The 22,704-nt window shown below is 73.3% G+C and carries 18 protein-coding genes; 7 read left to right on the plus strand and 11 right to left on the minus strand.

Annotation, left to right across the window (positions count from 1 at the left end; translation table 11 throughout):
• Positions 1-133: 133 nt before the first annotated feature.
• A complete protein-coding gene (locus tag STTU_RS11660) occupies positions 134-565 on the plus strand; it encodes an Rv3235 family protein (RefSeq protein ID WP_007822937.1) in 432 nt (143 codons plus the stop codon).
• A gap of 543 nt (positions 566-1,108) precedes the next feature.
• On the opposite strand, the gene secA is transcribed toward STTU_RS11660, so the two are convergent.
• A complete protein-coding gene (gene secA / locus STTU_RS11665) occupies positions 1,109-3,904 on the minus strand; it encodes a preprotein translocase subunit SecA (protein WP_010262490.1) in 2,796 nt (931 codons plus the stop codon).
• A gap of 313 nt (positions 3,905-4,217) precedes the next feature.
• Between secA and STTU_RS11670 the strand changes: the two genes are divergently transcribed.
• Positions 4,218-5,444, plus strand: coding sequence for a winged helix-turn-helix domain-containing protein (locus STTU_RS11670; RefSeq protein ID WP_007822940.1), 1,227 nt, complete (start codon positions 4,218-4,220; stop codon positions 5,442-5,444).
• Positions 5,445-5,628: 184 nt separating this feature from the next.
• Here the strand turns inward: STTU_RS11670 and STTU_RS11675 are convergent, their stop codons facing one another.
• On the minus strand, positions 5,629-6,348 hold the full coding sequence (locus STTU_RS11675) for an SDR family oxidoreductase (protein WP_007822941.1): 720 nt from the start codon (positions 6,346-6,348) through the stop codon (positions 5,629-5,631).
• A 95-nt stretch (positions 6,349-6,443) separates the two neighbouring features.
• Here STTU_RS11675 and STTU_RS11680 point away from each other — a divergent pair, with 95 nt between their 5' ends.
• Entirely contained in the window at positions 6,444-7,319 is an 876-nt protein-coding gene (locus tag STTU_RS11680) for a LysR family transcriptional regulator (protein ID WP_007822942.1), read from the plus strand.
• A gap of 76 nt (positions 7,320-7,395) precedes the next feature.
• Here STTU_RS11680 and STTU_RS11685 read toward each other — a convergent pair whose 3' ends face one another.
• Positions 7,396-8,049 carry a TetR/AcrR family transcriptional regulator gene (locus STTU_RS11685; protein ID WP_007822943.1) on the minus strand — a complete coding sequence of 218 codons (654 nt, stop codon included), beginning with the start codon at positions 8,047-8,049 and terminating at the stop codon, positions 7,396-7,398.
• A gap of 146 nt (positions 8,050-8,195) precedes the next feature.
• Here STTU_RS11685 and STTU_RS11690 point away from each other — a divergent pair, with 146 nt between their 5' ends.
• Together STTU_RS11690 and STTU_RS11695 are read left to right on the plus strand one after the other, a co-directional pair.
• Positions 8,196-8,954, plus strand: coding sequence for a siderophore-interacting protein (locus STTU_RS11690; protein ID WP_052862490.1), 759 nt, complete (start codon positions 8,196-8,198; stop codon positions 8,952-8,954).
• A gap of 10 nt (positions 8,955-8,964) precedes the next feature.
• Positions 8,965-11,130 carry a 2Fe-2S iron-sulfur cluster-binding protein gene (locus STTU_RS11695; RefSeq protein ID WP_007822945.1) on the plus strand — a complete coding sequence of 722 codons (2,166 nt, stop codon included), beginning with the start codon at positions 8,965-8,967 and terminating at the stop codon, positions 11,128-11,130.
• Between the two features lie 84 nt (positions 11,131-11,214).
• Here the strand turns inward: STTU_RS11695 and STTU_RS11700 are convergent, their stop codons facing one another.
• From STTU_RS11700 to STTU_RS11710, 3 genes are all read right to left on the minus strand, one after another.
• Complete coding sequence (locus STTU_RS11700; RefSeq protein ID WP_007822946.1) at positions 11,215-11,967, minus strand: response regulator; 753 nt, start codon at positions 11,965-11,967, stop codon at positions 11,215-11,217.
• 405 nt (positions 11,968-12,372) lie between these two features.
• A complete protein-coding gene (gene hpf / locus STTU_RS11705) occupies positions 12,373-13,083 on the minus strand; it encodes a ribosome hibernation-promoting factor, HPF/YfiA family (RefSeq protein WP_037884361.1) in 711 nt (236 codons plus the stop codon).
• Positions 13,084-13,401: 318 nt separating this feature from the next.
• Positions 13,402-14,181 carry a ComF family protein gene (locus STTU_RS11710; protein ID WP_234019219.1) on the minus strand — a complete coding sequence of 260 codons (780 nt, stop codon included), beginning with the start codon at positions 14,179-14,181 and terminating at the stop codon, positions 13,402-13,404.
• Positions 14,182-14,458: 277 nt separating this feature from the next.
• Here STTU_RS11710 and STTU_RS11715 point away from each other — a divergent pair, with 277 nt between their 5' ends.
• Complete coding sequence (locus STTU_RS11715) at positions 14,459-15,889, plus strand: hydrolase (RefSeq protein WP_043254916.1); 1,431 nt, start codon at positions 14,459-14,461, stop codon at positions 15,887-15,889.
• 108 nt (positions 15,890-15,997) lie between these two features.
• Here STTU_RS11715 and STTU_RS11720 read toward each other — a convergent pair whose 3' ends face one another.
• On the minus strand, positions 15,998-16,798 hold the full coding sequence (locus tag STTU_RS11720; RefSeq protein ID WP_007822951.1) for a helix-turn-helix domain-containing protein: 801 nt from the start codon (positions 16,796-16,798) through the stop codon (positions 15,998-16,000).
• 155 nt (positions 16,799-16,953) lie between these two features.
• Here STTU_RS11720 and STTU_RS11725 point away from each other — a divergent pair, with 155 nt between their 5' ends.
• Positions 16,954-17,364, plus strand: a complete 411-nt coding sequence (locus STTU_RS11725) for a DUF1330 domain-containing protein (RefSeq protein ID WP_007822952.1) — start codon at positions 16,954-16,956, stop codon at positions 17,362-17,364.
• Between the two features lie 30 nt (positions 17,365-17,394).
• Here STTU_RS11725 and STTU_RS11730 read toward each other — a convergent pair whose 3' ends face one another.
• The 4 genes from STTU_RS11730 to mtrA all read right to left on the minus strand — a co-directional run bounded on the left by STTU_RS11730 (position 17,395) and on the right by mtrA (position 22,700).
• The gene (locus tag STTU_RS11730) at positions 17,395-17,793 is read right to left on the minus strand and encodes a VOC family protein (protein ID WP_007822953.1); all 399 of its coding nucleotides are present in this window, start codon (positions 17,791-17,793) and stop codon (positions 17,395-17,397) included.
• Between the two features lie 131 nt (positions 17,794-17,924).
• Positions 17,925-19,760, minus strand: coding sequence for an LpqB family beta-propeller domain-containing protein (locus STTU_RS11735; RefSeq protein ID WP_007822954.1), 1,836 nt, complete (start codon positions 19,758-19,760; stop codon positions 17,925-17,927).
• A 64-nt stretch (positions 19,761-19,824) separates the two neighbouring features.
• Positions 19,825-21,993, minus strand: a complete 2,169-nt coding sequence (mtrB, locus tag STTU_RS11740; RefSeq protein ID WP_078518966.1) for an MtrAB system histidine kinase MtrB — start codon at positions 21,991-21,993, stop codon at positions 19,825-19,827.
• Between the two features lie 17 nt (positions 21,994-22,010).
• On the minus strand, positions 22,011-22,700 hold the full coding sequence (gene mtrA / locus STTU_RS11745) for a two-component system response regulator MtrA (RefSeq protein ID WP_007822956.1): 690 nt from the start codon (positions 22,698-22,700) through the stop codon (positions 22,011-22,013).
• Positions 22,701-22,704 lie beyond the last annotated feature (4 nt).

Genomic DNA, 22,704 nt, shown 5'->3' on the forward strand with positions numbered 1-22,704 from the left:
TGGGGCTCACCCGGATCGGTGAACCTGCGGCCGAGGTCATCACACACGGACGGTGACGAGTCGCATCGCCGGATTCCCGAACTCTCCACCTACCAACCAGTAACAACCGCGTTTTCCCGGAGAGAGGTGCCCGATGCCCACGACCGAGAGTGACGAATCCCCGCGCGTCCCCGCCCAGCGCCGCCGTCGGCGCGGAGCCACCCGCGGCCCCTCGGGCCCGGCGGGCCGCGCCCCGGCCGGCCGCCGCCGCGGGCCGGTCCGTCCCGGACCGCCGCAGGACGAGTGGGCCCGCCGCCTCCTGGCCGCCCTCACCGGCCACCGCACCCCGCAGGACCTCTGGGGCCTCGCCACCGGCACGGCCCTCCACCACCTGACCACCGCGGCCCCGCCCTACCGCACCGCGACCCCGGTCCTGCGCACCACCCGGGCCACCCAGGTCGGCCCGGGAATCCTGGAGGCGAGCGCGACCCTGGAGGCGGACGGCCGCGTCCACGCGATCGCCTTCCGGCTGGAGGACCGGGGCGACGGCGTCTGGAGATGCACGGCGCTGGAACTGGCGCCGTAGCGCCTACGCGCCGCCTGACGCGCCGACAGGCCCCGGACCGCTGGACGGTCCGGGGCCTGTCGGCGTGGGGGGTACGGGGTGGGGACGGCCGTCTTTGAGGAGCTGGGCCATCCGTGGGGCCGTCCCCACCGGGGGGGCGGGGAGCGCAGCGCCCGAAGGAGGGCCTCCTCGGGCCACCCGGGACCACCCCCGCCCAGGCGGGGGCCCCCTCTCGCAGCCCCCCGCCCACGCCCCCACAACACCGAGCCCCACCCCCCTGCCCGCCGGTCCCGCCCGTCAACTCTCGCCCCGGAAGGAGCCGATCCCGATGTCCCCCATCGAGTGAACATCCAGCCCCGTGTTCACCCCCGCACGGCCCGCCTCCCCCGCACGGCCCGGCTCCCCCGCCCTGCCACCAGAAGATCCCCCGGAAAAGGCCATCGGCCCCACCGCCCGAAGGCAATGGAGCCGACACCCACAGCTCACCACAGCTCACGCTCGCAAGGCGAACCCCACACGTCACCGGTCCCGGCCAACTCCCGCCGGGCCCACGGCCAGTAGGGGTTACTTCTTGCGCCGCCGCCCCTTCTGGGCCTTGCGGCGCTCCGCGCGGGTCATCCCGTCGCCCGCGACCACCGGCTCGCCCGGCTCCGAGGCGAACTCGCCCTCGACCACGCCGCCCTCGCCGTCCACGGTCGGGGCGGAGAAGTGGAGGCGGTCGGCGCGCTGCGGGGCGTCGAGCCCCTTCGCGCGGATCTCCGGGCGTCCGGCGGGGGCCGGTACGGCGTCCTGCGGGGCCTCGTCCTGGACCTCAACCTCCTCGACCTGCTGCTCGACCTGGACCTCCAGGTTGAACAGGTAGCCGACGGACTCCTCCTTGATGCCGTCCATCATGGCGTTGAACATGTCGAAGCCCTCGCGCTGGTACTCGACCAGGGGGTCCTTCTGCGCCATGGCGCGCAGGCCGATGCCCTCCTGGAGGTAGTCCATCTCGTAGAGGTGCTCGCGCCACTTGCGGTCGAGGACGGAGAGGACGACGCGGCGCTCCAGCTCGCGCATGATCTCGGAGCCGAGCTGCTCCTCGCGCTTGTCGTACTGCTCGTGGATGTCCTGCTTGATCGCCTCGGCGATGTACTCGGCGGTGAGCCCGGCGCGGTCCCCGGCCTCGTCCTCCAGCTCCTCGACCGTGACGCGCACGGGGTAGAGCTGGCGGAAGGCGTTCCACAGCCGGTCGAGGTCCCACTCCTCGGCGAAGCCCTCGGCGGTCTCGGCGGCGACGTACGCGTCGATCGTGTCGTCCATGAAGTGGATGACCTGGTCCTGGAGGTCCTCGCCCTCCAGGACGCGGCGGCGCTCGCCGTAGATGACCTCGCGCTGCCGGTTGAGGACCTCGTCGTACTTGAGGACGTTCTTGCGGGTCTCGAAGTTCTGCTGCTCGACCTGGGACTGGGCCGAGGCGATGGCGCGGGTGACCATCTTGTTCTCGATCGGCATGTCGTCGGGCACGTTCGCCATCGACATGACGCGCTCGACCATCTGCGCCTTGAAGAGCCGCATGAGGTCGTCGCCGAGCGAGAGGTAGAAGCGGGACTCGCCCGGGTCGCCCTGACGGCCCGAGCGACCGCGGAGCTGGTTGTCGATACGGCGCGACTCGTGCCGCTCGGTGCCGAGGACGTAGAGCCCGCCGAGGTCCTTGACCTCCTCGAACTCCGCCTTCACGGCGGCCTCGGCGCGCTCCAGGGCGGCCGGGAGCGCGGCGGCCCACTCCTCGACGTGCTCGACCGGGTCGAGACCGCGCTGGCGCAGCTCGGCCTCGGCGAGGTCGTCCGGGTTCCCGCCGAGCTTGATGTCCGTACCGCGACCGGCCATGTTGGTGGCGACCGTGACCGCGCCCTTGCGCCCGGCCTGGGCGACGATCGTCGCCTCCCGGTCGTGCTGCTTGGCGTTGAGCACCTCGTGCTGCACGCCGCGCTTGGCGAGCTGCTGCGAGAGGTACTCGGACTTCTCGACGGAGGTGGTGCCGACGAGGATCGGCTGCCCCTTCTCGTGCTTCTCGACGATGTCGTCCACGACCGCGTCGAACTTGGCGACCTCGGTGCGGTAGATGAGGTCCGACTGGTCCATGCGGACCATCGGCTTGTTCGTCGGGATCGGCACGACGCCGAGCTTGTAGATCTGGTGGAACTCGGCGGCCTCGGTCATCGCCGTACCGGTCATGCCGGAGAGCTTGTCGTACAGGCGGAAGAAGTTCTGGAGGGTGATCGTGGCGAGCGTCTGGTTCTCGTCCTTGATGTCCACCCCTTCCTTCGCCTCGATCGCCTGGTGCATGCCCTCGTTGTAGCGGCGGCCCGCGAGGATGCGGCCGGTGTGCTCGTCGACGATCATGACCTCGCCGTCGATGACGACGTAGTCCTTGTCCTTCTTGAACAGCTCCTTGGCCTTGATCGCGTTGTTGAGGTAACCGACCAGGGGGGTGTTCACGGACTCGTAGAGGTTGTCGATGCCGAGCCAGTCCTCGACCTTCGCGACGCCCGGCTCGTGGATCGCGACGGTGCGCTTCTTCTCGTCGACCTCGTAGTCGCCGGTCTCCTCGATGCCCTTGAGCTGGTTGCCCGGCTCACCGCGCTCCAGGCGCTTCACGAGGCGGGCGAAGTCGCCGTACCACTTGGTCGCCTGGTCGGCGGGGCCGGAGATGATGAGCGGCGTACGGGCCTCGTCCACGAGGATCGAGTCGACCTCGTCGACGATCGCGAAGTTGTGGCCGCGCTGCACCAGCTCGTCCTGCGACCAGGCCATGTTGTCGCGCAGGTAGTCGAAGCCGAACTCGTTGTTCGTGCCGTACGTGATGTCGCGGCCGTACTGCTCGCGGCGCTCGGCCGGGGTCATGTTGGCGAGGATGCAGCCGATGCTCAGGCCCAGGAACTTGTGCACCCGGCCGGTCAGCTCGGAGTCGCGCTCGGCGAGGTAGTCGTTGACCGTGATGAGGTGCACGCCCTTGCCCGAGAGCGCGTTGAGGTACGCGGGGAGGGTGCCGACGAGGGTCTTGCCCTCACCGGTCTTCATCTCGGCGACGTATCCCATGTGCAGGGCGGCGCCGCCCATGATCTGCACGTCGTAGTGGCGCTGGCCGAGGACGCGCTTGGCGGCCTCGCGCACGGTGGCGAAAGCCTCGGGCATCAGGTCGTCCAGGGACTCCCCGTCCGCGACGCGCTGCTTGTACTCGTCGGTGAGCGCGCGCAGCTCGGCGTCGGAGAGGCTGACGAAGTCCTCTTCGATGGAGTTGACCTGGTCCGCGATGCGGTGCAGCTTGCGCAGGATCTTGCCTTCGCCTGCACGCATGATCTTCGAGAGGACGGACACGAGGGTTGGTCTCCTTGCCGGTCGGGGCCTGGCACGGTCAAGTCTTCGGGCAACGGCCATCGTATGCGAGGACCCGCCCGCGCCGGGAGGTCTGCCAAGACAGTCAACGCGTGAGGCCCTCGGAAGGTGCCGGGGCGTCCTCCGCCACCTTCGGTGAGGTGAGCGGTACGCACCGCAGCGCAGTATCCCTGCCCGGCCTGTGCGAGGGAACACCGGGGAGACGGTACGCGGCGCCGGCGCCCCCGCGCGGCGGTCCCGGGGCGGCCTTCGCGCCGGTGCCCCGGTGTCGGTCCCCCGTCCTAGGCTGCACGGCATGACGACGCAGCCGCTCCCCCTCTCCGCCGACGAGGCCCGCCGCATCGCGCTGCGCGCCCAGGGCCTCCTCGGCGCCCCCGACCGGCGCGCGGGCGCGCGAGGTGTGCTGCGGCACCTCGGCGCGGTGCAGCTCGACACGATCTCGGTGCTCGCCCGCTCGCACGAGCTGGTCCCGTACGCGCGCCTCGGCGCGATCGGCCGCCAGGCCGTCGAGTCCGCGTACTGGGCGCCGCCCGAGGCCCCCGCGCACGCCTTCGAGTACTGGTCGCACGCGGCCTGCGTGCTGCCCGTCGAGGAGTGGCCGCACTTCGCCTTCCGCCGCCGCGCCTACCGCGACCGCCCGCTGTGGGGGCACGAGGTGCCGCCCGGCGCGTACGAGAAGGTCCTCGCACAGCTCCGCGACGAGGGCCCGCTCACGGCGACGGAGCTGGGCGGCGCGAAGAACGGCGGCGAGTGGTGGGACTGGTCGGGCTCCAAGGTCGCGGTCGAGCGCGCGCTCACGTACGGGGACGTCGTCTGCGTGCGGCGTACGGGCTGGCGCCGGGTCTACGACCTGCCGGAGCGGGCGATCCCCGCCGAGCTGCTCCACGACGACCTGGACGACCTGGAGTGCGTGCGCCGCCTGATCCGCCTCGCGGCCCGCTCGCTCGGCGTCGGCACCCGCTCCGACCTCGCCGACTACCACCGCCTGAAGACCGAGCAGTTCGACGCGGTGATCGAGGACTGCGGCCTGGTGCGCGTACGGGTCGAGGGCTGGGGGAAGCCCGCGTGGGCCGACCCGGAGGCCCTGGAGTCGAGCCCGCGCGGGCGCCACCGCACGACGCTCCTGTCCCCCTTCGACTCGCTGATCTGGGAACGCGCCCGCGCGGAGCGCCTGTTCGGCTTCTCGCACCGCCTGGAGGCGTACGTGCCGAAGCCGAAGCGCGTCCACGGCTACTTCGCCATGCCGGTCCTCTCCGGCGGCCGGCTGATCGCCCGCGTCGACCCGGCCCGCGAGGGCACGACCCTCGTCGCCCGCCAGGTCACCCTGGGCGGCGACGTCCCGGGCACGGCGACCCCGCGCAAGGCCGTCGAGGGCACGGCGAAGGCCCTGGCGGAGGCGGCCACGTGGGTCGGCTGCACCCGCGTCCGCGTGGACCGCGTGGACCCGCCGGAGCTGCGGGAGCCGCTGGAGCGGGAGGCGACGCGGGCGCTCACGGCACGGCTGGAGGGGGCGGAGGTCTGAGCGGCAGCGGCACGGGCACGGCGCGGACGGGCAGGCGGAGCTGGACGGGGCGGGTGAACCGGACAGCCCTGGCGGGGCGGATGGGCCGAGCCGTGCAGGCCGTGTGAGCCGAGCAGGCGGAACCGGGCAGGCCGGGCACGCGGAGCCGGTCGGCCGGGCCCGGCGCCTGAGGCGCCCCGTCCCGTCACCACGGCACCACTCCCCCGTCGTCGAAGAAGCCCCCGCGCGGCCCGTCGTCCGGGAGCGTCGCGAGGCGGAGGGCGATCGCGGCGCCCTCCCGCGGGGTGCGGTCCGGCTCGTGGCCGGTGAAATCAGTGGCCACCCAGCCGGGGCAGCAGGCGTTGACGAGAACCGGGGTATCGGCGAGGCGGCGCGCGTACTGCGTCGTGAGGGCGTTGAGCATCGTCTTCGAGGGCGCGTACGCGGCCAGGACGGGGCCGGTGCGCAGGCTCAGCGAGCCCATGGTGCTCGACACGTTGACGATGCGCGGCGACGGCGCGCGCCGGAGCAGCGGGAGCAGCGCGTTGGTCACCCTGACCACGCCGAAGACGTTCGTGTCGAGGACCGTGCGGACCACGTCGAGGTCGAGTGTCGTCGGGTCCTGCGCGCCGTCCTCGGTACTGCCGCTGATCCCCGCGTTGTTGACGAGGACGTCGAGCCGCCCGGCCTCCTCCGCCACGGTCCGCGCGGCGGCGGCGACGCTCTCCTCGGAGGTGACGTCGAGCGCGACCGCGAAGGCGCGCGCTCCCTCGGCCCGCAGCGACTCCGCCGCCGCCGCTCCCCGCGCCTCGTCCCGCGCCCCCACGGCGACCGTGAAGCCGAGGTCCGCGAGGCCCCGCGCGATCGCCAGGCCGATTCCCTTGTTCGCGCCGGTGACCAGCGCGGTCTTCGTCGATTCGCTCATGCACCCCATGCTCGACGGGCCGCGCGAGCGCGTCCAATACCGCTTCGGCCAGCCGTGATACCCGCCCGGTATCACCGTCCGCCTAGGCTGTCCGCATGGACGACGCCGCCGGGGACGTGGAGGTCCGCGAGCTGAGGTACTTCCTCGCCGTGGCCGGGGAACTGCACTTCGGGCGAGCCGCCGAGCGGCTCGGCATCACGCAGCCCCCGCTCTCCCGCGCGATCCGGCAGCTCGAACACCGCCTCGGCGTCCGCCTGCTCGACCGGGACCGCCACGGCGTGACCCTCACGGCGGCGGGCGAGGTGCTGCGTACGGAGGCGGGGGCGGCGCTCGACGCGGTCGCGGCGGCGGCGCGCCGTACCCGCAGGGCGGGGGCCGCGGAGCAGGGCCTCGTGCTCGCGACGAAGGCGGGGGCCTCGCACGACGTGCTGCGCGCGCTGCTGGACGCGGCGGAGCGTGAGCCGGATGTCCCCCCGGTCGAGGTCCAGCTGTGCGAGGTCGGCGAACAGGCCCGGCTGCTCCGTACCGGCCGTGCGGACGCCGCGCTCATGCACCGCCCGGTCGACGACCTCACCGGCTTCGACACGGAGGACCTGCACACCGAGGGCCAGGTCGCGATCCTCCCGGCGACGCACCCCCTCGCGGCCCGCCCCCACCTCACGCTCGCGGAGGTCAGTGACGTCCCCGGCCTCCCGATGGCCCGCTGGCCGCGGCTCGACGGGACGTACCCGGACGGCCCGGGACCGGAGGTCCGCACCCAGTCCCAGCTCGCCCAGCTCGTCGCCCTCGGCATGACCTTGCTCGTCATCCCCGCGTCGAGCCGCGCCTGGCAGTGGCCCGAGCACGTCGCCGTCCCGGTCCTCGACGCCCCGCCCATCACCACGGTGATCGCCTGGCCCGCCCCCAGCCGCTCCCGCCCCCTGGCCGCCCTGGTCCGCACGGCGACGCGGCTGCGCACCGCGCCGGAGTAGGGCGGCCCGGCGGAACAACCTCCGCTCCGGAACGACCGGACGACCCGCGCCACCGGGTCTCCCGAGGACACCGGCCCTACCGGGGGTCGCTCCCCCGCTCCTCCTCCGTTGACCGGTCCCCGCCCAGGTAGCGGGTGATCATGGCGACCAGCTCCGCCTCCAGCCTCTCGACCTGCGGGGGGTTCGGGGCCGCCATGAGCATGTGGGTGTTCAACTCCACCGCCCCGATGACGAGTTCCGCCGCCATGTCGAGATCCCGCACGCGGACGTCCGGGTGGCGGGCGAAGACCTCGCGCACCTGGGCCACCCGGGCCGCGCCGTGCCGCTCGATCGCTTCGCTCAGGGCGGGGGAGACGGGCGCCTCCTCGATCATGATCCGCAGGAGCTGCGGGCCGTCGCGATGGTGGTCGATCGCGTCGCGGACGAGGGACCGGACCACGTCCTCCAGGCTGCCGGAGGTCGTGTCCGGCTCCTCGGCCCCCGCCCACGCGCCGCGGTCGATGTGCCGGACCAGCAGCTCGGCGAGGATCGCGTCCTTGTTCGGGAAGTACTGGTACAGCGAGCCGATGGACATGCGGGCGTGCTCGGCGATCCGGTTGGTGGTGCCGGCGGCGTACCCGTACTCGGCGAAAACGTGAGCAGCCGCGCCGAGGATGCGCTCGCGCGTCAGCTCGGCGCGCACCTGCCGGGGCTTGCGACGTGGGGTGAGGCGGCGGTCGGGGGGAGCCATCCCTTGCCCTTTCTGACCGGGGAAAAGCGAGTAGCGAATAGCTGAGCTTTTGCTCAGAATACTGTCATGAGCTGCGGAAACAAGAGGAACCTCGTCCCGGGAGCGCCGCTGTGATCCCCCGGGTGAGCCTCCCCGAGGAGCGCAGGATGATCACCCTGGAGGTACGAGGGTGCCAACCGGTCTCGCCCGGCTTCGCCCGCGTCACCCTGGGCGGTCCCGGCGTACGGCACCTCGTGCCGGCGGGGGCCGACCAGGCCGTCCGGCTCTTCTTCCCCCGGGAGGGACAGAGCGAGCTGAGGATGCCGACCGCGTCGAGCGAGCGGTGGATGGCGCAGGTCCTGCTGATGCCGAAGGCGTCCCGTCCGTGGGTGCGCAACCTGACCATCCGGAGCCTGCGGCCCGAGGAGGACGAACTCGACATCGAGTTCGCCCTCCACGGCGGCTCGCCCATGACCTCGTGGGTGCGCCGGGTCCGGCCGGGCGATCTCGCCGGGATCTTCGACCTCGGCACGATGTACCGGCCGCCCGCGCACGCCCGGGGGCGGCTCCTGGTGGGCGACGAGAGCGCGCTCCCGGCCGTCCTGTCGATCCTGGAGAGCGACCCGGGCCTTTCACCCGCCGAGGTCTTCGTGGAGGTGGCCGCCGCACACGACATCCGGTCCGTGTCCACGCCACCCGGGGTGCGCGTCCACTGGCTCAGCCGCGACGGCGAGAGCCCCGGTGCCCGCGTCCTGGAGGCGGTCCGCGCCGCCGCACTGCCCGAGGGGCCCCTCTACGCGTGGGTGGCGGGCGAGTCCCGGCTCGCCACGGGCGTCCGGCGGCACCTGGTGGGCGAGCGCGGCATACCCAAGCGGGACGTCACCTTCTGCGGCTACTGGCGACTGGGCCGGTCGACCCCCGGCTGAGAGAGGTCTCATGCGACAGCACAGCTCCGAGCCGGACGCGAGGCACCGGCTCACCTCCGTGACGGAGGTCGAGGCGGTCCTCGGCCGCCCGGCCGCGCTGATCACGAAGAAGCAGATCAGCGCCCTGGACGCGGGATGCCGCACCGTCCTCGCCCGCAGCCCCGTGGCGGCCCTCGGCTTCCGCGACGCGGACGGCACCGCCCGCACCACGTTCGTCGGGGGCACCCCCGGCTTCGCCCGCGTCCACTCCGCGCGGCGGTTCTCCCTCCCCGTCCCCGGGGCGGCCGTCGCACCCGGCCCCGTCTCGCTGTTCTTCCTGCTGCCCGGCGTCGGCGAGGTGCTGCGCGTCAACGGCACGGCGTCGACGCTCAGGAACGGGGAGACGGCCGTGGACGTCGCCGAGGCGTACGTGCACTGCGCGCAGGCCGTCATCCGCTCCGGCCTGTGGGAGCCGCCCCGCGCGCCCTCCCCCGCCGTGGGGCGGGTCCCCGGCGAGGGGCCCCTGGCCGGTCCGGGCGTCGGCGACTTCCTCGCCGCCTCGCCCTTCCTGGCCGTCTCCACCTGGGACAGGAAGGGCGGCAGCGACACCAGCCCGCGCGGCGACCGGCACACGGTGGCGCGCGTCCTGGACGGACACACCCTGGTGCTGGCCGACCGCAAGGGCAACAAACGCGCGGACACCCTGCACAACCTGCTGCGCGACGACCGGCTCGCACTCGCCGCCCTCGTCCCCGGCCGCACCGGCGTCCTGCACCTCAGCGGGCGCGCGGCGATCACCGACGACGCGGAGCTGCTGGAGACCCTGGCGCTGCGCGGCCTGCCCCCGCACCTCGCCCTCCTCGTCGACGTGGACGAGGCGGAGGTGCGCGGCAACGACGCCGTCTCGCGTGCCCGCCTGTGGAGCCCCGACGCCCGCCTGAGCGGCGCCGCGGCACCCGACATGATGGCCCTGGGCAGCGCCCACCTGGCCGCCAACGCGGCCGAGTCCGGGCGCTCGGCACGACTGCTCGAACTCGTCACCGCCCTCCCCGGCCTGAGCAGGCTCATGCGGAAGGTGATGGACCGGGCGTACGTGTCCGGGCTGCGCAAGGAGGGCTACGACGAGGCCCGCGCCCCCGCCGTCGCCCGCCGCGGCGAACCGGGGGACGGCGGCACGGCGGAGAGCCCGCCGCGGCCCGTCCGCGTCCGCGAGATCCGGCAGGAGACCCCCACCGTCCGCACCCTGGTGCTGGAGGACGCCGCCGACGAGCCCCGCCCGTTCGACTTCCGCCCCGGGCAGTTCTTCACCGTGGTCACGGACCTCGCGGGCCACCCCGTACGGCGCGCCTACTCGGCCTCCTCGGCGCCGGGCGCCACCCGGCTGGAGCTCACCGTCAAGCACGTCGAGGGCGGGCGGTTCTCCACGCACGCCCACCGCGAGCTGCGCCCCGGCGACCACCTCGCGCTGCGCGGCCCCTCCGGTGCCTTCCACGCCCCGGAGCGGGCCCCCGCACACCTGGTGCTCCTCGCGGCGGGCAGCGGCATCACGCCCATGATGAGCATGATCCGCGCCCGGCTGTCCGATCCCGCGTCGCCCGGCAGGATCGATCTGCTCTACAGCAGCCGCAGCCTCGAAGAGGTCGTCTTCGAGGCCGACTTGACCCGCTTGGAGAAGGAGCACCCGGACCGGCTGGCCGTCACCCACGTCCTCACAGGCCGCGAGGGACGGCTCGACGCCGGGCGCCTCCACCACTGGCTGACCGGCCTGCCGCTGACGGACACCGCCCACCACTTCGCCTGCGGCCCGGAAGCCCTCATGGACACCGCGCGGGAGGTGCTGCGCCAACTCGGCGTGCCGGACGAGCGGGTGCACCGGGAGCGCTTCAGCGGCAGCGTCACCACCGCGCCCACGGCGGCACCCCAGGAGTTGAGGGTCGAGAGGGACGGGAACGTCGTCGGGACCGCCGTGGTCGAACCCGGCCAGACCCTGCTCGACGCCGGTCTCGCGGCGGGGCTGCCCCTGCCGTACTCGTGCACGGTTGGCTCGTGCGGCGAGTGCGTGGTGCGCGTGCGCGGCGGCGAGGTCGCGCAGCCCGACCACACCTGCCTCACGCCGGAGCAGCGGGCGGCGGGCCAGGTACTGGCGTGCGTCAGTTGCCCGCTGTCCGGGGTGACCCTCGACCTCACCGGTACTTGATCCCCCGAGGCGGGCTGAGGGAAGGCCGTCGACGGACGGGGCGCACGCGGCGGAGGAGACCTCCATCGGCGAACGCGGGCGCCCTCAGCGGATTTCGAGGATCTTCTCCCGCATCGCGTACACCACCGCTTCCATCCGCGAGTGCAGTTGCAGCTTCTCCAGGATGTTCCGCACGTGGTTCTTCACCGTGTTCTCGCTGATGAAGAGTTCCTTGGCGATGTCCTTGTTGTTCATCCCGGTCGCGACGAGCTTGAGGACTTCCATCTCGCGGTCGGTGAGCCGGGGGGCGGGGACGAGACGGCGCTCGTCGGTGCGCTGGATCATCGACTTGAACTCGCTGAGCAGCTTCGACGCCATCGAGGGGCTGATCTGCGACTGCCCGTCCGCGACGGCGCGGATCGCGGTGGCGACCTCGTCCGTGGAGATCTCCTTGAGGAGGTAGCCCGTCGCCCCGGCCTTGATGGCGTCGTAGAGGTCCGCTTCCTCGTCGCTGATCGTCAGCATGATGATCTTCGCGCTGGGGGCGACCTCCTTGATCGCCGTGCACGCCTCGATACCGCCGCGCTTGGGCATCCGGACGTCCATGAGCACGATGTCGGGCAGCAGGTCGGTCGCCTTCTCCACGGCCTCGGAGCCGTCCCCGGCCTCGCCGACGACCTCGATGTCCTCCTCCGTGGCGAGCACGATCTCCAGACCGCGCCGGAAGAGCGCGTGGTCGTCGACGACCAGGACCCGGATCGGTTCGGCGCGGGGCCTCGGTTCGTCCTCGTCGGGCCGGAAGCCGCCGGAGGCACCCCCGGCTTCCGCGTCCCGCCTCGGCCCGAAGCTGTCCGCCATCGTCTCTTCCCCCTGAAGCCACGACTGAATGGGCCGACTCAACCGGGTGCGGCTGCGGGCCGGTTGGCCGGTCCGGCCAATGATTCCACGTCCCGCCCTCCCCGTGGGCCGCTCCGGACCCTGGCTTGAAGCCCTGGGGGCGCATCAGCGCACACCAGGGGCATCGACCAGAACCGGCGTACGGAACGTAGCCCTCGCGCCCGCCCGCGCCCCCGCGCGCTCCACGCCCGCCCGTGCCCGCACACGCGGGAGTCCCGGCAGCGCGCGGGCGCTCACCACGCACCCCGCCGCCCGTGCCCGCACACGCGGGAGTCCCGCGACCGGTCAACGGTCGCGGGACTCCGGCCCGCCGAAGGACGCCCGCCCGCCGGGGGGTTCGCACCCCGAGGGCTCGCGCGCGGCGGCTCAGCTCTCCTGGCCGCCCAGCGCGCCACCCGCGCCGGCCGGCTCAGGGGCCTTGGCCACCATGGGGTCGCTCGACAGGTGGATGACGCCGTAGTCGTAGGCGTGCCGCCGGTAGACCACGCTCGGCTCCTTCGTCTCCGCGTCGACGAAGAGGTAGAAGTCGTGACCCACCAGTTCCATCTCGTAGAGCGCCTGGTCGAGCGACATCGGGGCCGCCAGGTGCGTCTTCTCGCGGACCACGAGCGGCCCGTCGCCCTGGACCTCCAGGGAGCCGACCTTCTTCGTCGGCACGCCGCCGTCGCTCTCGGGCTCCGGCTCGGCGAAGCTGCCGTCCTCGTTGAGCCCCGCGGTGCCCGGCACGCGCTCGGCGACCTCGGCCGCGGTCAGCCGCTCGCTGCCGCGCCGCGTACGGCGCTTGTCGTGCTCCTTGCGCATCCGGGCGGCGAGCTTCGCGACCGCGAGGTCGAGGGCCGCGTACGGATCGGCGGCGCACGCCTCGGCGCGGATCACCGGACCGCGCGAGCGCAGCGTGATCTCCACGCGGTCGCAGCGGTCGGCCTGCCGCGGATTGTGTTCCTTGGACACCTCGACGTCCAGGCTCATCACTTTGCCGTCGAGCTTCTGGATCTTCTCCACATTCAGCTTTTCGGCCACATGCTTGCGGAACCGCTCGGGCACCTCGGTCTTGCGACCCTTGACGACGATGTCGATGTCCACGCAGAACTCCGTTCCCGGATTCACTCCGCCCGTTGCGGAGAAACTCCCACTTGCACCAGGCCCCCGGAATTCCCGGAAGCCCCGGACACGGTGAACCTCCACCTCCTCCACCCCGGTGACTCGTTCCCACCAGGGCCACGCCTTCTTGACGAGGGGCGACATCTCGCACGGGAGAACCTTCGGCCGTACGGCCGGTGGCCTTCCCACCTCCGAACATATCTCGCCCGGTGGCCAAACGGCACCCGCTGCCGGGTGATACCTCCGTTCAGGCGAATTACGCCCCTCCCCGCCTGCGAAAACCTAAATTCTCGCTCACTTCCGGTTTATTTCGAAGGCGCGCGGAGAAACCGCGACGACGGCCGCCCGGACGGCCCCCGTGATCCTTTCTCCCGCCCCTCCGGGACGGATCGAACGATCTCCTCGCTGCACTCCTTCCACGTCTGCCGCGCGTAATGCGCGCGCGGCCTCGGCAATCGTCGAACCGGTCGTCATGAGGTCGTCGACCAGCACGACCGTCGTACGGCCGGGGACCTCGCGCAAGAGCCGAACGGCCCCGGCCCGCACGCGTACCGCCCCCGCGAGATTGGCCCGCCGCTCCCGCGCGCCGAGCCCCGCCTGGTCCCGTACCTCCCGGCCCAGGGCGAGCGCGGGGACGACGCGCGCCGCGCACCCCTCGGCCCGCAGCCGCCCCGCGGCGACCCGCGCGAGCCGCAGCACGTGGTCGTGCCCCCTGGCCCGTACCGCCCGAGCCGCCGAGGGCACCGGCACGAGCACGACCGGGCCCGCGCCCCGGTCCGCACGCGTCACCCCGTGCCGCACCGCCGCGGCGAGCGCGCCGCCGAGCGGCCCGGCGAGCCCCAGGGCGCCCCGCTCCTTGTACGCGAGCAACAACGTCCGCACCACTCCCTCGTAAGCGACCGCCGCGCTCACCCCCGGCAAGCCGGGCGGCGACGGCTCGGGCCGCACCCTTCGCACCTCCGTCCCGTCCAGCACCTCCCGGCACCCACCGCACGCGAGCGCCCCGGCCGAGCCGCACCCGAAGCACTCCGCGGGCAGCATCAGCTCGGCCACCACGCTCCACCACCCGTCCACACCCCCCACGATCCCCCGCCCGCACCCCCCGAACCCCCACCACAGCAGATCTGTGGACAGACTCCCGAAACCCGTCACACGCCCCACCCGGAAGAGTGAGCGCCGTTACAGAAACCGCCGAGTTGTCCACAGGCGAAGCCGGATCATCAGCCCGCGCGCGTACGGTCCCCGCGCCAACGCCCGTGCGCAGCAGGCGGCATACGGTCCGCCTCTTCGGGCACGCACCTTGCCCCCGGGGCACCTGACGGCGCGTCGGCGCCGCCCGTAGAGTCCGGGAGTGAGCCTGTGGACTTCCCTCGATCCCGCCTCCGCGACTGTGGACCCGGGTGGCAGTACGACCGTGCGCCTGCGCCTGCGCAACACCGGTGACGTGGTGGACGAGTACCGCTTCGAGGCGGTGGGCGCGCTCGCGCCCTGGACCGTCGTGGAACCGCCGTCGCTGCGGTTGTACCCGGGCACGACGGGGACGGTACGTCTGGACTTCGCCCCGCCGCGCACGCCCGACGCGGCGGCGGGACCCCACCCGTACGCGGTGCGGATCACGCCGACGGAGCACCCGGAGGCGGCGACGGTCCCCGAGGGGAACATCACGGTCACGCCGTTCGAGGAGGTGCGGGCCGAGCTGGTCCCGCCGACCGTGAAGGGCCGGTTCCGGGGCCGTCCGCGACTCGCCGTGGACAATCTCGGCAACGTCAAGCTGACCGCGTCGGTGAACGGCAGCGACAACGGCGACCAGCTCTCGTACGACATCCGTCCGGGCAACGTACAGATCGAGCCGGGCCGTGCGGCCTTCATCGAGACGACGCTCAGGCCCCGGCAGACCACGTGGTTCGGCTCGGCCGAGCGCCGCCCCTTCACGCTGGCGGTGCGGCGCTCGGGCGTGGCGCCGCTCGACGTGGAGGGCACGTACGTGCAGCGGGCCGTCGCGCCGCGCTGGCTGGCGGCCTGCCTCGGCGTCCTCGTCGCGCTGGCGATCACCTTCGTGATGCTGTGGATGGCCTACAAGCCCCAGGTCCTCACCGCCGCCACCGAGCAGCTCCAGCAGGCGGGCGTCAGCACCCTGCCGCCCTCCCCGTCGCCGACCCCGGAGGCGCCGAAGGCCCCGCCCGCCGCCTCCTCCGCTCCCCCCGCAGCCACCGAGCCGCGACAGGAGACCGGGACGGGCGGCGGTTCCGGCGAGAAGGAGTCGAAGGCGCCGGAGAAGGCACCCGAGAGGACCGCGGCGACGGCCGTACGGGAACTGGCGGCGAAGGACCCGGGCGGACGGCACATCTGCTACCGGGTCCATGTGCGGGGCAAGGGCTGGACCGACCCGGTGTGCGACGGCGAGACAGCCGGTACGCCGGGTTCCGGGACACCGCTCACGGCCGCCGACCTCGCCGTCGCCGGGACCAACGGCACCACCGGCCGCGTCTTCGTCCACGACCCGGCGTCGACCAACGGCGAGGGCACCTTCCCCGACCCCTTCGTGAACGCCGTGGACGGCGAGGACGACTACGTCGGCAGCACCGAGGAGGACGCCCCCGCCATGCTGGGCTTCGCCGTCAGCGTCGACCGCGGCAAGGGCGCCGTCTGCCAGTCCTCCTACGTCCACGACGACACCTGGCTCGGCCTCGCCTGCGACCAACCGGGCGCCGGCTTCGACTTCACCTACGCGGGCACCCACGACAACGACTCATGGATCGAGGCGGTCAGACTCACGGTGTGAACGGAGGCCGTTCCCGATGTGGACGGGGCGCCGCCAAGGGATGGGCGCGCGGCATCGCCCACGGTGCGGACGGCGACGCCGCGCGGCCCCCGGCACCCCCGCCCCCGCCTACACCCCCTCCCCCGCCGGGGTCTCCAGCCACCGCCTGGTCGTCCCGTCCACCGGCAGGAACGTTTCCAGGTGCAGTCCCGCCAGGGCGGCGTCCGTCGCGGTGGTCAGGGTCGCCGAGGTGCTGAAGAAGCGGAGCGGCGTGCCGTCCAGGGTGAGGTCGAGGCTCAGCACGGGTCCGGCCGGCGCGGCGGCGCCCCGGCTCGCGTCCCCGTCGCCGCTCCGTCCGCCCGGGACGGCCTCCAGGTATCCGGCGATCTCCGCCGCCAGCGCGTGGTGCCTCGCGTCGTGGGTGCGTTCGGCGCGGTGGTCGATCTGACGCAGCAGGTGCCCGCCCCACTCCGCCGGATCGGCGATCCGCCCGGCGAGCCCGTCCGGGTGCAGGGCGAGCCTCACCACGTTGACGGGCGGCTCCAGGAGCGCGGGCGCGCAGCCGGTGAGCAGGCGGTCGACGGCGGCGTTGGCGTCCACGATGTCCCAGTACTCGTCCAGGAGCAGCGCGGGGTACGGGCGGTGGGCGTCGAGGAGGGCGCGCAGGCCGTCCATGACGGCGGCGCTCGACGCGTCGGTCAGGTGGCGGTCCCGGTAGCGCGGCGCGTAACCCCCGGCCAGCAACAGGCGGTTGCGCTCGCGCAGGGGCAGGTCCAGGTTCTCGCTGAGGTGGACCAGCATCTCCGGCGTCGGGCGCGCCTTGCCCGTCTCCACCCGGCTCAGGTGCCGCGTCGAGACGCCGGAGCGGTCCGACAACTCCTGCTGGCTGTAACGGCGTCGCTCGCGCCAGGTGCGCAACAGCGCGCCCACCGGGCTGGCTTCGGCTCGGACGCTCATGCCCGCGAGTGTACGGACCCCCGGGCCGTCTTGACCTGTGAGGTCATGGCGGCGCCGGACGGGCGCGGCCAGGATCGGGGCACAGGCCCGAGCGGGAGGGACCCGCCCGGAACACGAGGGAGACGACCATGACGCACCACACCCGAACGCCCCGGCAGGACAGCGGAGTCGACGCGCCGCGCGCCTACATGATCGGCCACCTGCGGAACGTCGAGGTCTGCCCCGACATCGCCGAGTACATGGAGCGGATCGACTCCACGATGGCACCGTACGGCGGTCGCTTCCTGGTGCACGGCGGGCGCGCCACCGTCCACGAGGGCTCGTGGGACGGCGACCTCGTGATCCTGGAGTTCCCCGACCTCGTCAGGGCGCGGGAGTGGTACGACTCGCCGGAGTACCGCGAGATCCTTCCGCTGCGCACCGCGCACGCCGACTCGTTGATCCTCTCGGTCGAAGGGGTGCGCGAGGACTACCAGGCCGGCGAGAAGGCCGCGCGGCTCTTCCCCGGCCGGGGCGCCGTCGCCGACCGTACGCGCTGATCCCGCCGCACCCCCGCCGCCTCGGCCCCGCTACCCGCGCTCGTCCTTCACCAGCGCCTCCACGTTGTTGCCCACCGGGTCGCTCACGAAGGCGCAGTACGCCCGGTACTCCTCCCAGTGCCGCGGCGCGTACCGGTCCGCGCCGCCGTGGGCGAGGGCCGCGCGGTGGAAGGCGTCGACCTGGGTGTGGGTCCTCGCGGCGAAGGCGAGGTGGAGGCCGCGGGTCTCGGCGGCCGGTTCCGTGACGTGCTGCAACGCGAGCGAGGGCGTGTCGTGGCCGTCGTGCCAGTACTCGGCCAGGCCGTCCGCGCGGTAGCCGGGGACGATGCCGAGCGGGGCGAGTGCCGCCGTCCAGAACTCTTCCGCCGCCGCGAAATCGGTGACGAACACGCCGAGATGGTGGACGAGGAGGGGGCCGTGAGCGCTCATGCAGCGAGCCTACGGGCGCGGCGGCCCCGGACCCGGAAGGCGCGGCAGAGGCGGGGAGGCGCGGGGGCCCCGGGAGGGCGGCCAGGGGTCCAGGCGCTCGCCCGCACAGGGCGGCACGCCGCCTCCTCACCTCACCCCGGGTAGAAAGGCCCCGTCCCCTGCTTCGACACCGTCTCCCAGTTCATCCCCGCCGGGAGCCGCACGATGCCGTCCGAGGAGTGGGCGATGAGCGGCAGGCTCGGGTCGTCCGCCGCGGCGATGTCGGTGACGCCGTTGAGGCCGGGCAGGGTCGACTTCGGCGGGACGGAGCCGTCGCTCAGCACGTACTGGAGCTGCCGCACCCCGCCCTCCTCGCGGCCCGCGACGACGAGGCGGCTGCCACCCGCCCAGGACATCGCGGTGACCTCCTCCAACTGCGGTGCGGCGGCGCGCAGTCCGCCGATCGAGATCTTCGTCGCCTCGCCCTCGCCGACGCGTTCGACGCGCCCTATCCGCAAGGTCGTCTGCTTGCCCTCGCGGACGAGCAGCGCGATCCGCACCCCGTCCGACGAGGCCCGCACCGCCTCGATCCGGTCCCCCTCGCCGAGCCCCGCGACCTTCACCTCGACGGGATCGGCCGAGCCCTTGCGCACCCACATCAGGCGCGGGTTCCCCGGGTCCGTGTCGGCCACCCACAGGTCGCCGAAGCCGTCCCAACTGGGCGTCGAGAGACGGTCCTTCTCGTCGGCGGCCTTGCTCCGCACGCCCGTGAAGCGCAGTTCACCCGTCCCCGCGAGGGCCGAGACGAAGAGCCGGTCGCCGTTGAGGGAGACCCCGGCCGCGTACTTCTCGTCGCGCGAGACGGCGGCCGAGCGCAGCTCCTGGTCGCCCGTGCCGAGCGGGCCCGGCACCCCGCCGGGCACGCCGTCGTCGTCGGCGTCGTCGAAGTTCACGAGCCGGTGGTCCTTGTCCAGGTAGTACTGGCCGGGCTGCCCCGACTTGCCGCCGCCCTGCCGGACCACCGCGTCGGCCTCGTCCTCGTCGAGCGTGCACAACGAGCCCTTGCGCGCGCGCAGTTCGACCATCTTGACGCTGGTGGACGCCAAGTCACGCAGCGAGTACAGCAGTTGCGTCGCCATCTTCCGGCACTCGGCGGCACTCACGTCGCCGCGGTTCACGTCGAGCGGCACGGTGAGCCGGTTGTCGTCGTCGGGCACGAGCGCGGTCGTGCCGCGGCGCAGCGCGACCCCGTCGGGGAAGCTGCTCCGCGCGACGCCGCCGAGCCACCCCGAGGGGCCGTCGAGCACCGCCCTGACCGTCTGCGTGACCGAGTCCTCCCACGAGCGGATGTACACGGGGTCGGCGACGAGGGGCTGGCGGCCCGCCTCGCCGCGCGCGGCGAAGTAGTACTTGTTGACGGGCCAGTACAGCCGCTGGAAGTCGTTCTTGCCGAGCACGACGCCGGTCGGAGGACGGTCGATGCGCCACTCCTTCTTGTCCTTGCCCGTCCGCACGAGCCGCACGGTCTCCTGGTACGTGGCATCACTCGGGTGGTACGAGAGCCGGTCGTCCACCGTCGCGACCTTCTTGCCGGTCAGGACGTACGTGTAACTCGTCGCCCGCTCCGCGTCGTCGGCCTCGTTCGGGGGCGTCCCGCGCGAGGGGTTCGCCAGGGCGCTGTCGGTGAGGACCGTCGTGCCGCTGCCCGGGTGCCAGTCCTCGGACGCCTTCTCGGTGAGGTACTTGCGCGCGACGGCGTAGTCCCTGTCCTCGCTCGTGAGCGCTTCGAGGAAGCCGTCGACGACCTCGATCGGTCGCGCCCCATCCCTCGGCGCGACGCCGAAGACCCGCACGCGCGGGTCGTTGCGCGTCGAGGAGTCCACCGGCTGCACGTCCCCGTGGTCCGGCATCGAGGCACACCCGGCGACGAGCGCCCCGACGGTGGCGAGCACGAGTCCGCCACCCCAGCGACGGCGGGGACCGGGCACGGCCGGGGCGGGCGGGGCGGAGTGGCCGGAGGGCGTGGGGACGGCAGCCGTCCGACGATCCCGTTCACCGCGCATGACGCACCTCGGCCTCCCTCTCGCTCCCGTCCCGCACGGGATCACCGTCGTCCCGCACGGCACCCGTCTCCGGCGCGGAGCCCGTCTCCCGCCGCGCATCCGTCTCCCGTACGGAATCCGTCTCCCGCGCGGCGTCCGTCCCCCGTACTCCCTCGTCGCCGCGCTCCCGTGGGGACTCCGCGTCCCGCTCCGCCGCGCTCCCGCCCCCTCGCGTCGCGTCCTCCGCGCGCCGCGCCCGCGTCACCACGCGCGCGCCGCTTCCCGGCAGCGCCGTCGGGTCGGCCGCGACGGGACCGCGCCGCGTGGCGGGGGCCCGTACCGCCGAGGGCAGCGCGGGCGGCTCCACCGGGGCGGCGGTGCGCCGGCCCGGCTCCGCAGCGGGAGCCCCGTCCGCGGCCCTGCGCGCGGCGGCGGCCCGCGAGTCCTCCGGCTCCAGCGGTATCGGCGAACCCCGCAGCGGCTCGTCCGCCGTGCGCGGCAGCGTGAGGCGGAACTGCGAGCCGCCGCCCGGCTCGCCCCACGCCTGGAGCCAGCCGCCGTGCAGCCGCGCGTCCTCCAGGGCGATCGACAGGCCGAGGCCCGTACCGCCCGTCGTCCGCGCCCGCGCCGGGTCCGCGCGCCAGAAGCGGCTGAAGACCCGGGTGGCCTCGCCCGGCTTCAGGCCCACGCCGTAGTCCCGTACCGCCACCGCGACCGCGCCGCCCGCCGCTCCGAGCCGTACGACGACGTCGCGGCCCTCGCCGTGCTCGACGGCGTTCACGACGAGGTTGCGCAGCACCCGCTCCACGCGGCGCACGTCGGCCTCGGCGACGACGGGCTGTTCGTCGCCCACGACGAGCACCCGGCTGCCCTTGCGGTCCGCGAGCGGCAGCGCGCCGTCCACGACCCGCCGCACCACGAGGCGCAGGTCCACCGCGTCCGCGTCCAGCGCCGCGGCGCCCGCGTCGAAGCGGCTGATCTCCAGGAGGTCGGCGAGGAGCGACTCGAAGCGGTCGAGCTGATCGGCGAGGAGTTCGGCGGAGCGCGCGGTGACGGGGTCGAAGTCGGCGCGCGCCTCGTGGATCACGTCGGCCGCCATCCGCACCGTGGTGAGCGGCGTGCGCAGCTCGTGCGAGACGTCGCTGACGAAGCGGCGCTGCATGCGGGACAGCTCCTCGAGCTGCCTGATCTTGAGCTGGAGGCTCTGCGCCATCTTGTTGAAGGCTTCGCCGAGGCGCGCGATGTCGTCCTCGCCGGTGACCTTCATCCGCTCCTGGAGCTTGCCCGCCGACAGCCGCTCGGCGACCGAGGCGGCCATCCGCACGGGCGTGACGACCTGCCGCACGACGAGCCACGCGATGGCGCCGAGCAGCACCACGACGAACATCCCGGCCGTGGCGAGCGTCGTCTTGACCAGGCTGAGGGTCTTCGCCTCCTGGTCGAGCGAGAAGAGGTAGTAGAGCTGGTAGGGCTGGCCGTAGAGGTCGTTGACCTGGCGCCCGATGATGAGCGCGGAGCGGGGGGCGCCCGCCTCGTACACGATGCGGGTGTACGAGCGGTACGCGCCCGTGCCGTGCGCGACCTCCTGCCGCAGCGAGGCGGGCACGCTCTCCAGCGGCAGGACCTGCCCCGAGGAGCGCGGGCTGCGCGCGGTCGTGTCGGTGTCGGGGCCCGCGCCGAGCGCGACGACGTCGAAGGAGCCCTGGCCGCCGCTGGCGAGCTGCGTGACGAGTTCGGACATCCAGCTGCTGGCGTTCTGCCGGCCGTCCGTCCCCGATTCCTGCGCGTCGCCCCGCGAGGTGCCGTCGGCCGCCGCGCCCGTCGCGGGACCCTCCGCGTTCGCCTTCTGCTGCGCGACGAGGAAGCCACCGCTGGCCTGGCTCTGCGCCGCCTTCTCCTTCGCGTCGAGCAGCCCGTTGCGGACCTGCCCGACGACGACGAAGCCGAGCAGCAGCACGACGCCGACCGACATGAGCAGCGTCGTCGCGACGATCTTCAGCTGGAGATTGCGGCGCCACAGCCGGGCCACGGGCAGCAACGGCCGCCGCACCCACCGTGAGAAGAGCCGCAGGAACGGGCTGCCGTTGGCACCCACGCCCCCGCCGAGGGCACGGCCCTGGGCGACGATCCGGCCGAACCTGCCGGGCTCTGCGGATCGTGCGGCGCTTCCCCTGGTCATGTCAGTCCCCGGCCATGTCAGTTCGGTCCGGCCTTGTAGCCGACGCCGCGCACCGTCACGACGATCTCGGGACGCTCGGGGTCGCGCTCGACCTTGGAGCGCAGCCGCTGGACGTGCACGTTGACCAGCCGCGTGTCGGCGGCGTGGCGGTAGCCCCAGACCTGTTCGAGGAGCACCTCGCGGGTGAAGACCTGCCACGGCTTGCGCGCGAGCGCGACGAGCAGGTCGAACTCCAGCGGCGTCAGCGCGATCGACTGGCCCTCGCGCTTGACCGAGTGCCCCGCGACATCGATGACGAGGTCACCGATGGTGAGCTGCTCGGGCGCCGGCTCCTCCGACCTGCGGAGCCTGGCCCGGATACGGGCCACCAGCTCCTTGGGCTTGAACGGCTTGACGATGTAGTCGTCGGCGCCCGACTCCAGGCCGACCACGACGTCCACCGTGTCGCTCTTCGCCGTGAGCATGACCACCGGGACGCCGGACTCGGCGCGGATCAGCCGGCAGACCTCGATGCCGTCCCTGCCGGGCAGCATCAGGTCGAGCAGCACCAGATCGGGCTTGGTGTCGCGGAAGGCGGCCAGCGCCTTGTCGCCGTCCGCGACGAACGACGGCTCGAAACCTTCACCACGCAGCACGATGCCGAGCATCTCGGCCAGTGCGGTGTCGTCGTCGACGACAAGGACTCGTCCCTTCATGACTGACATCATCCCA

The sequence above is a fragment of the Streptomyces sp. Tu6071 genome (assembly GCF_000213055.1).
Classification (GTDB): domain Bacteria; phylum Actinomycetota; class Actinomycetes; order Streptomycetales; family Streptomycetaceae; genus Streptomyces; species Streptomyces evansiae.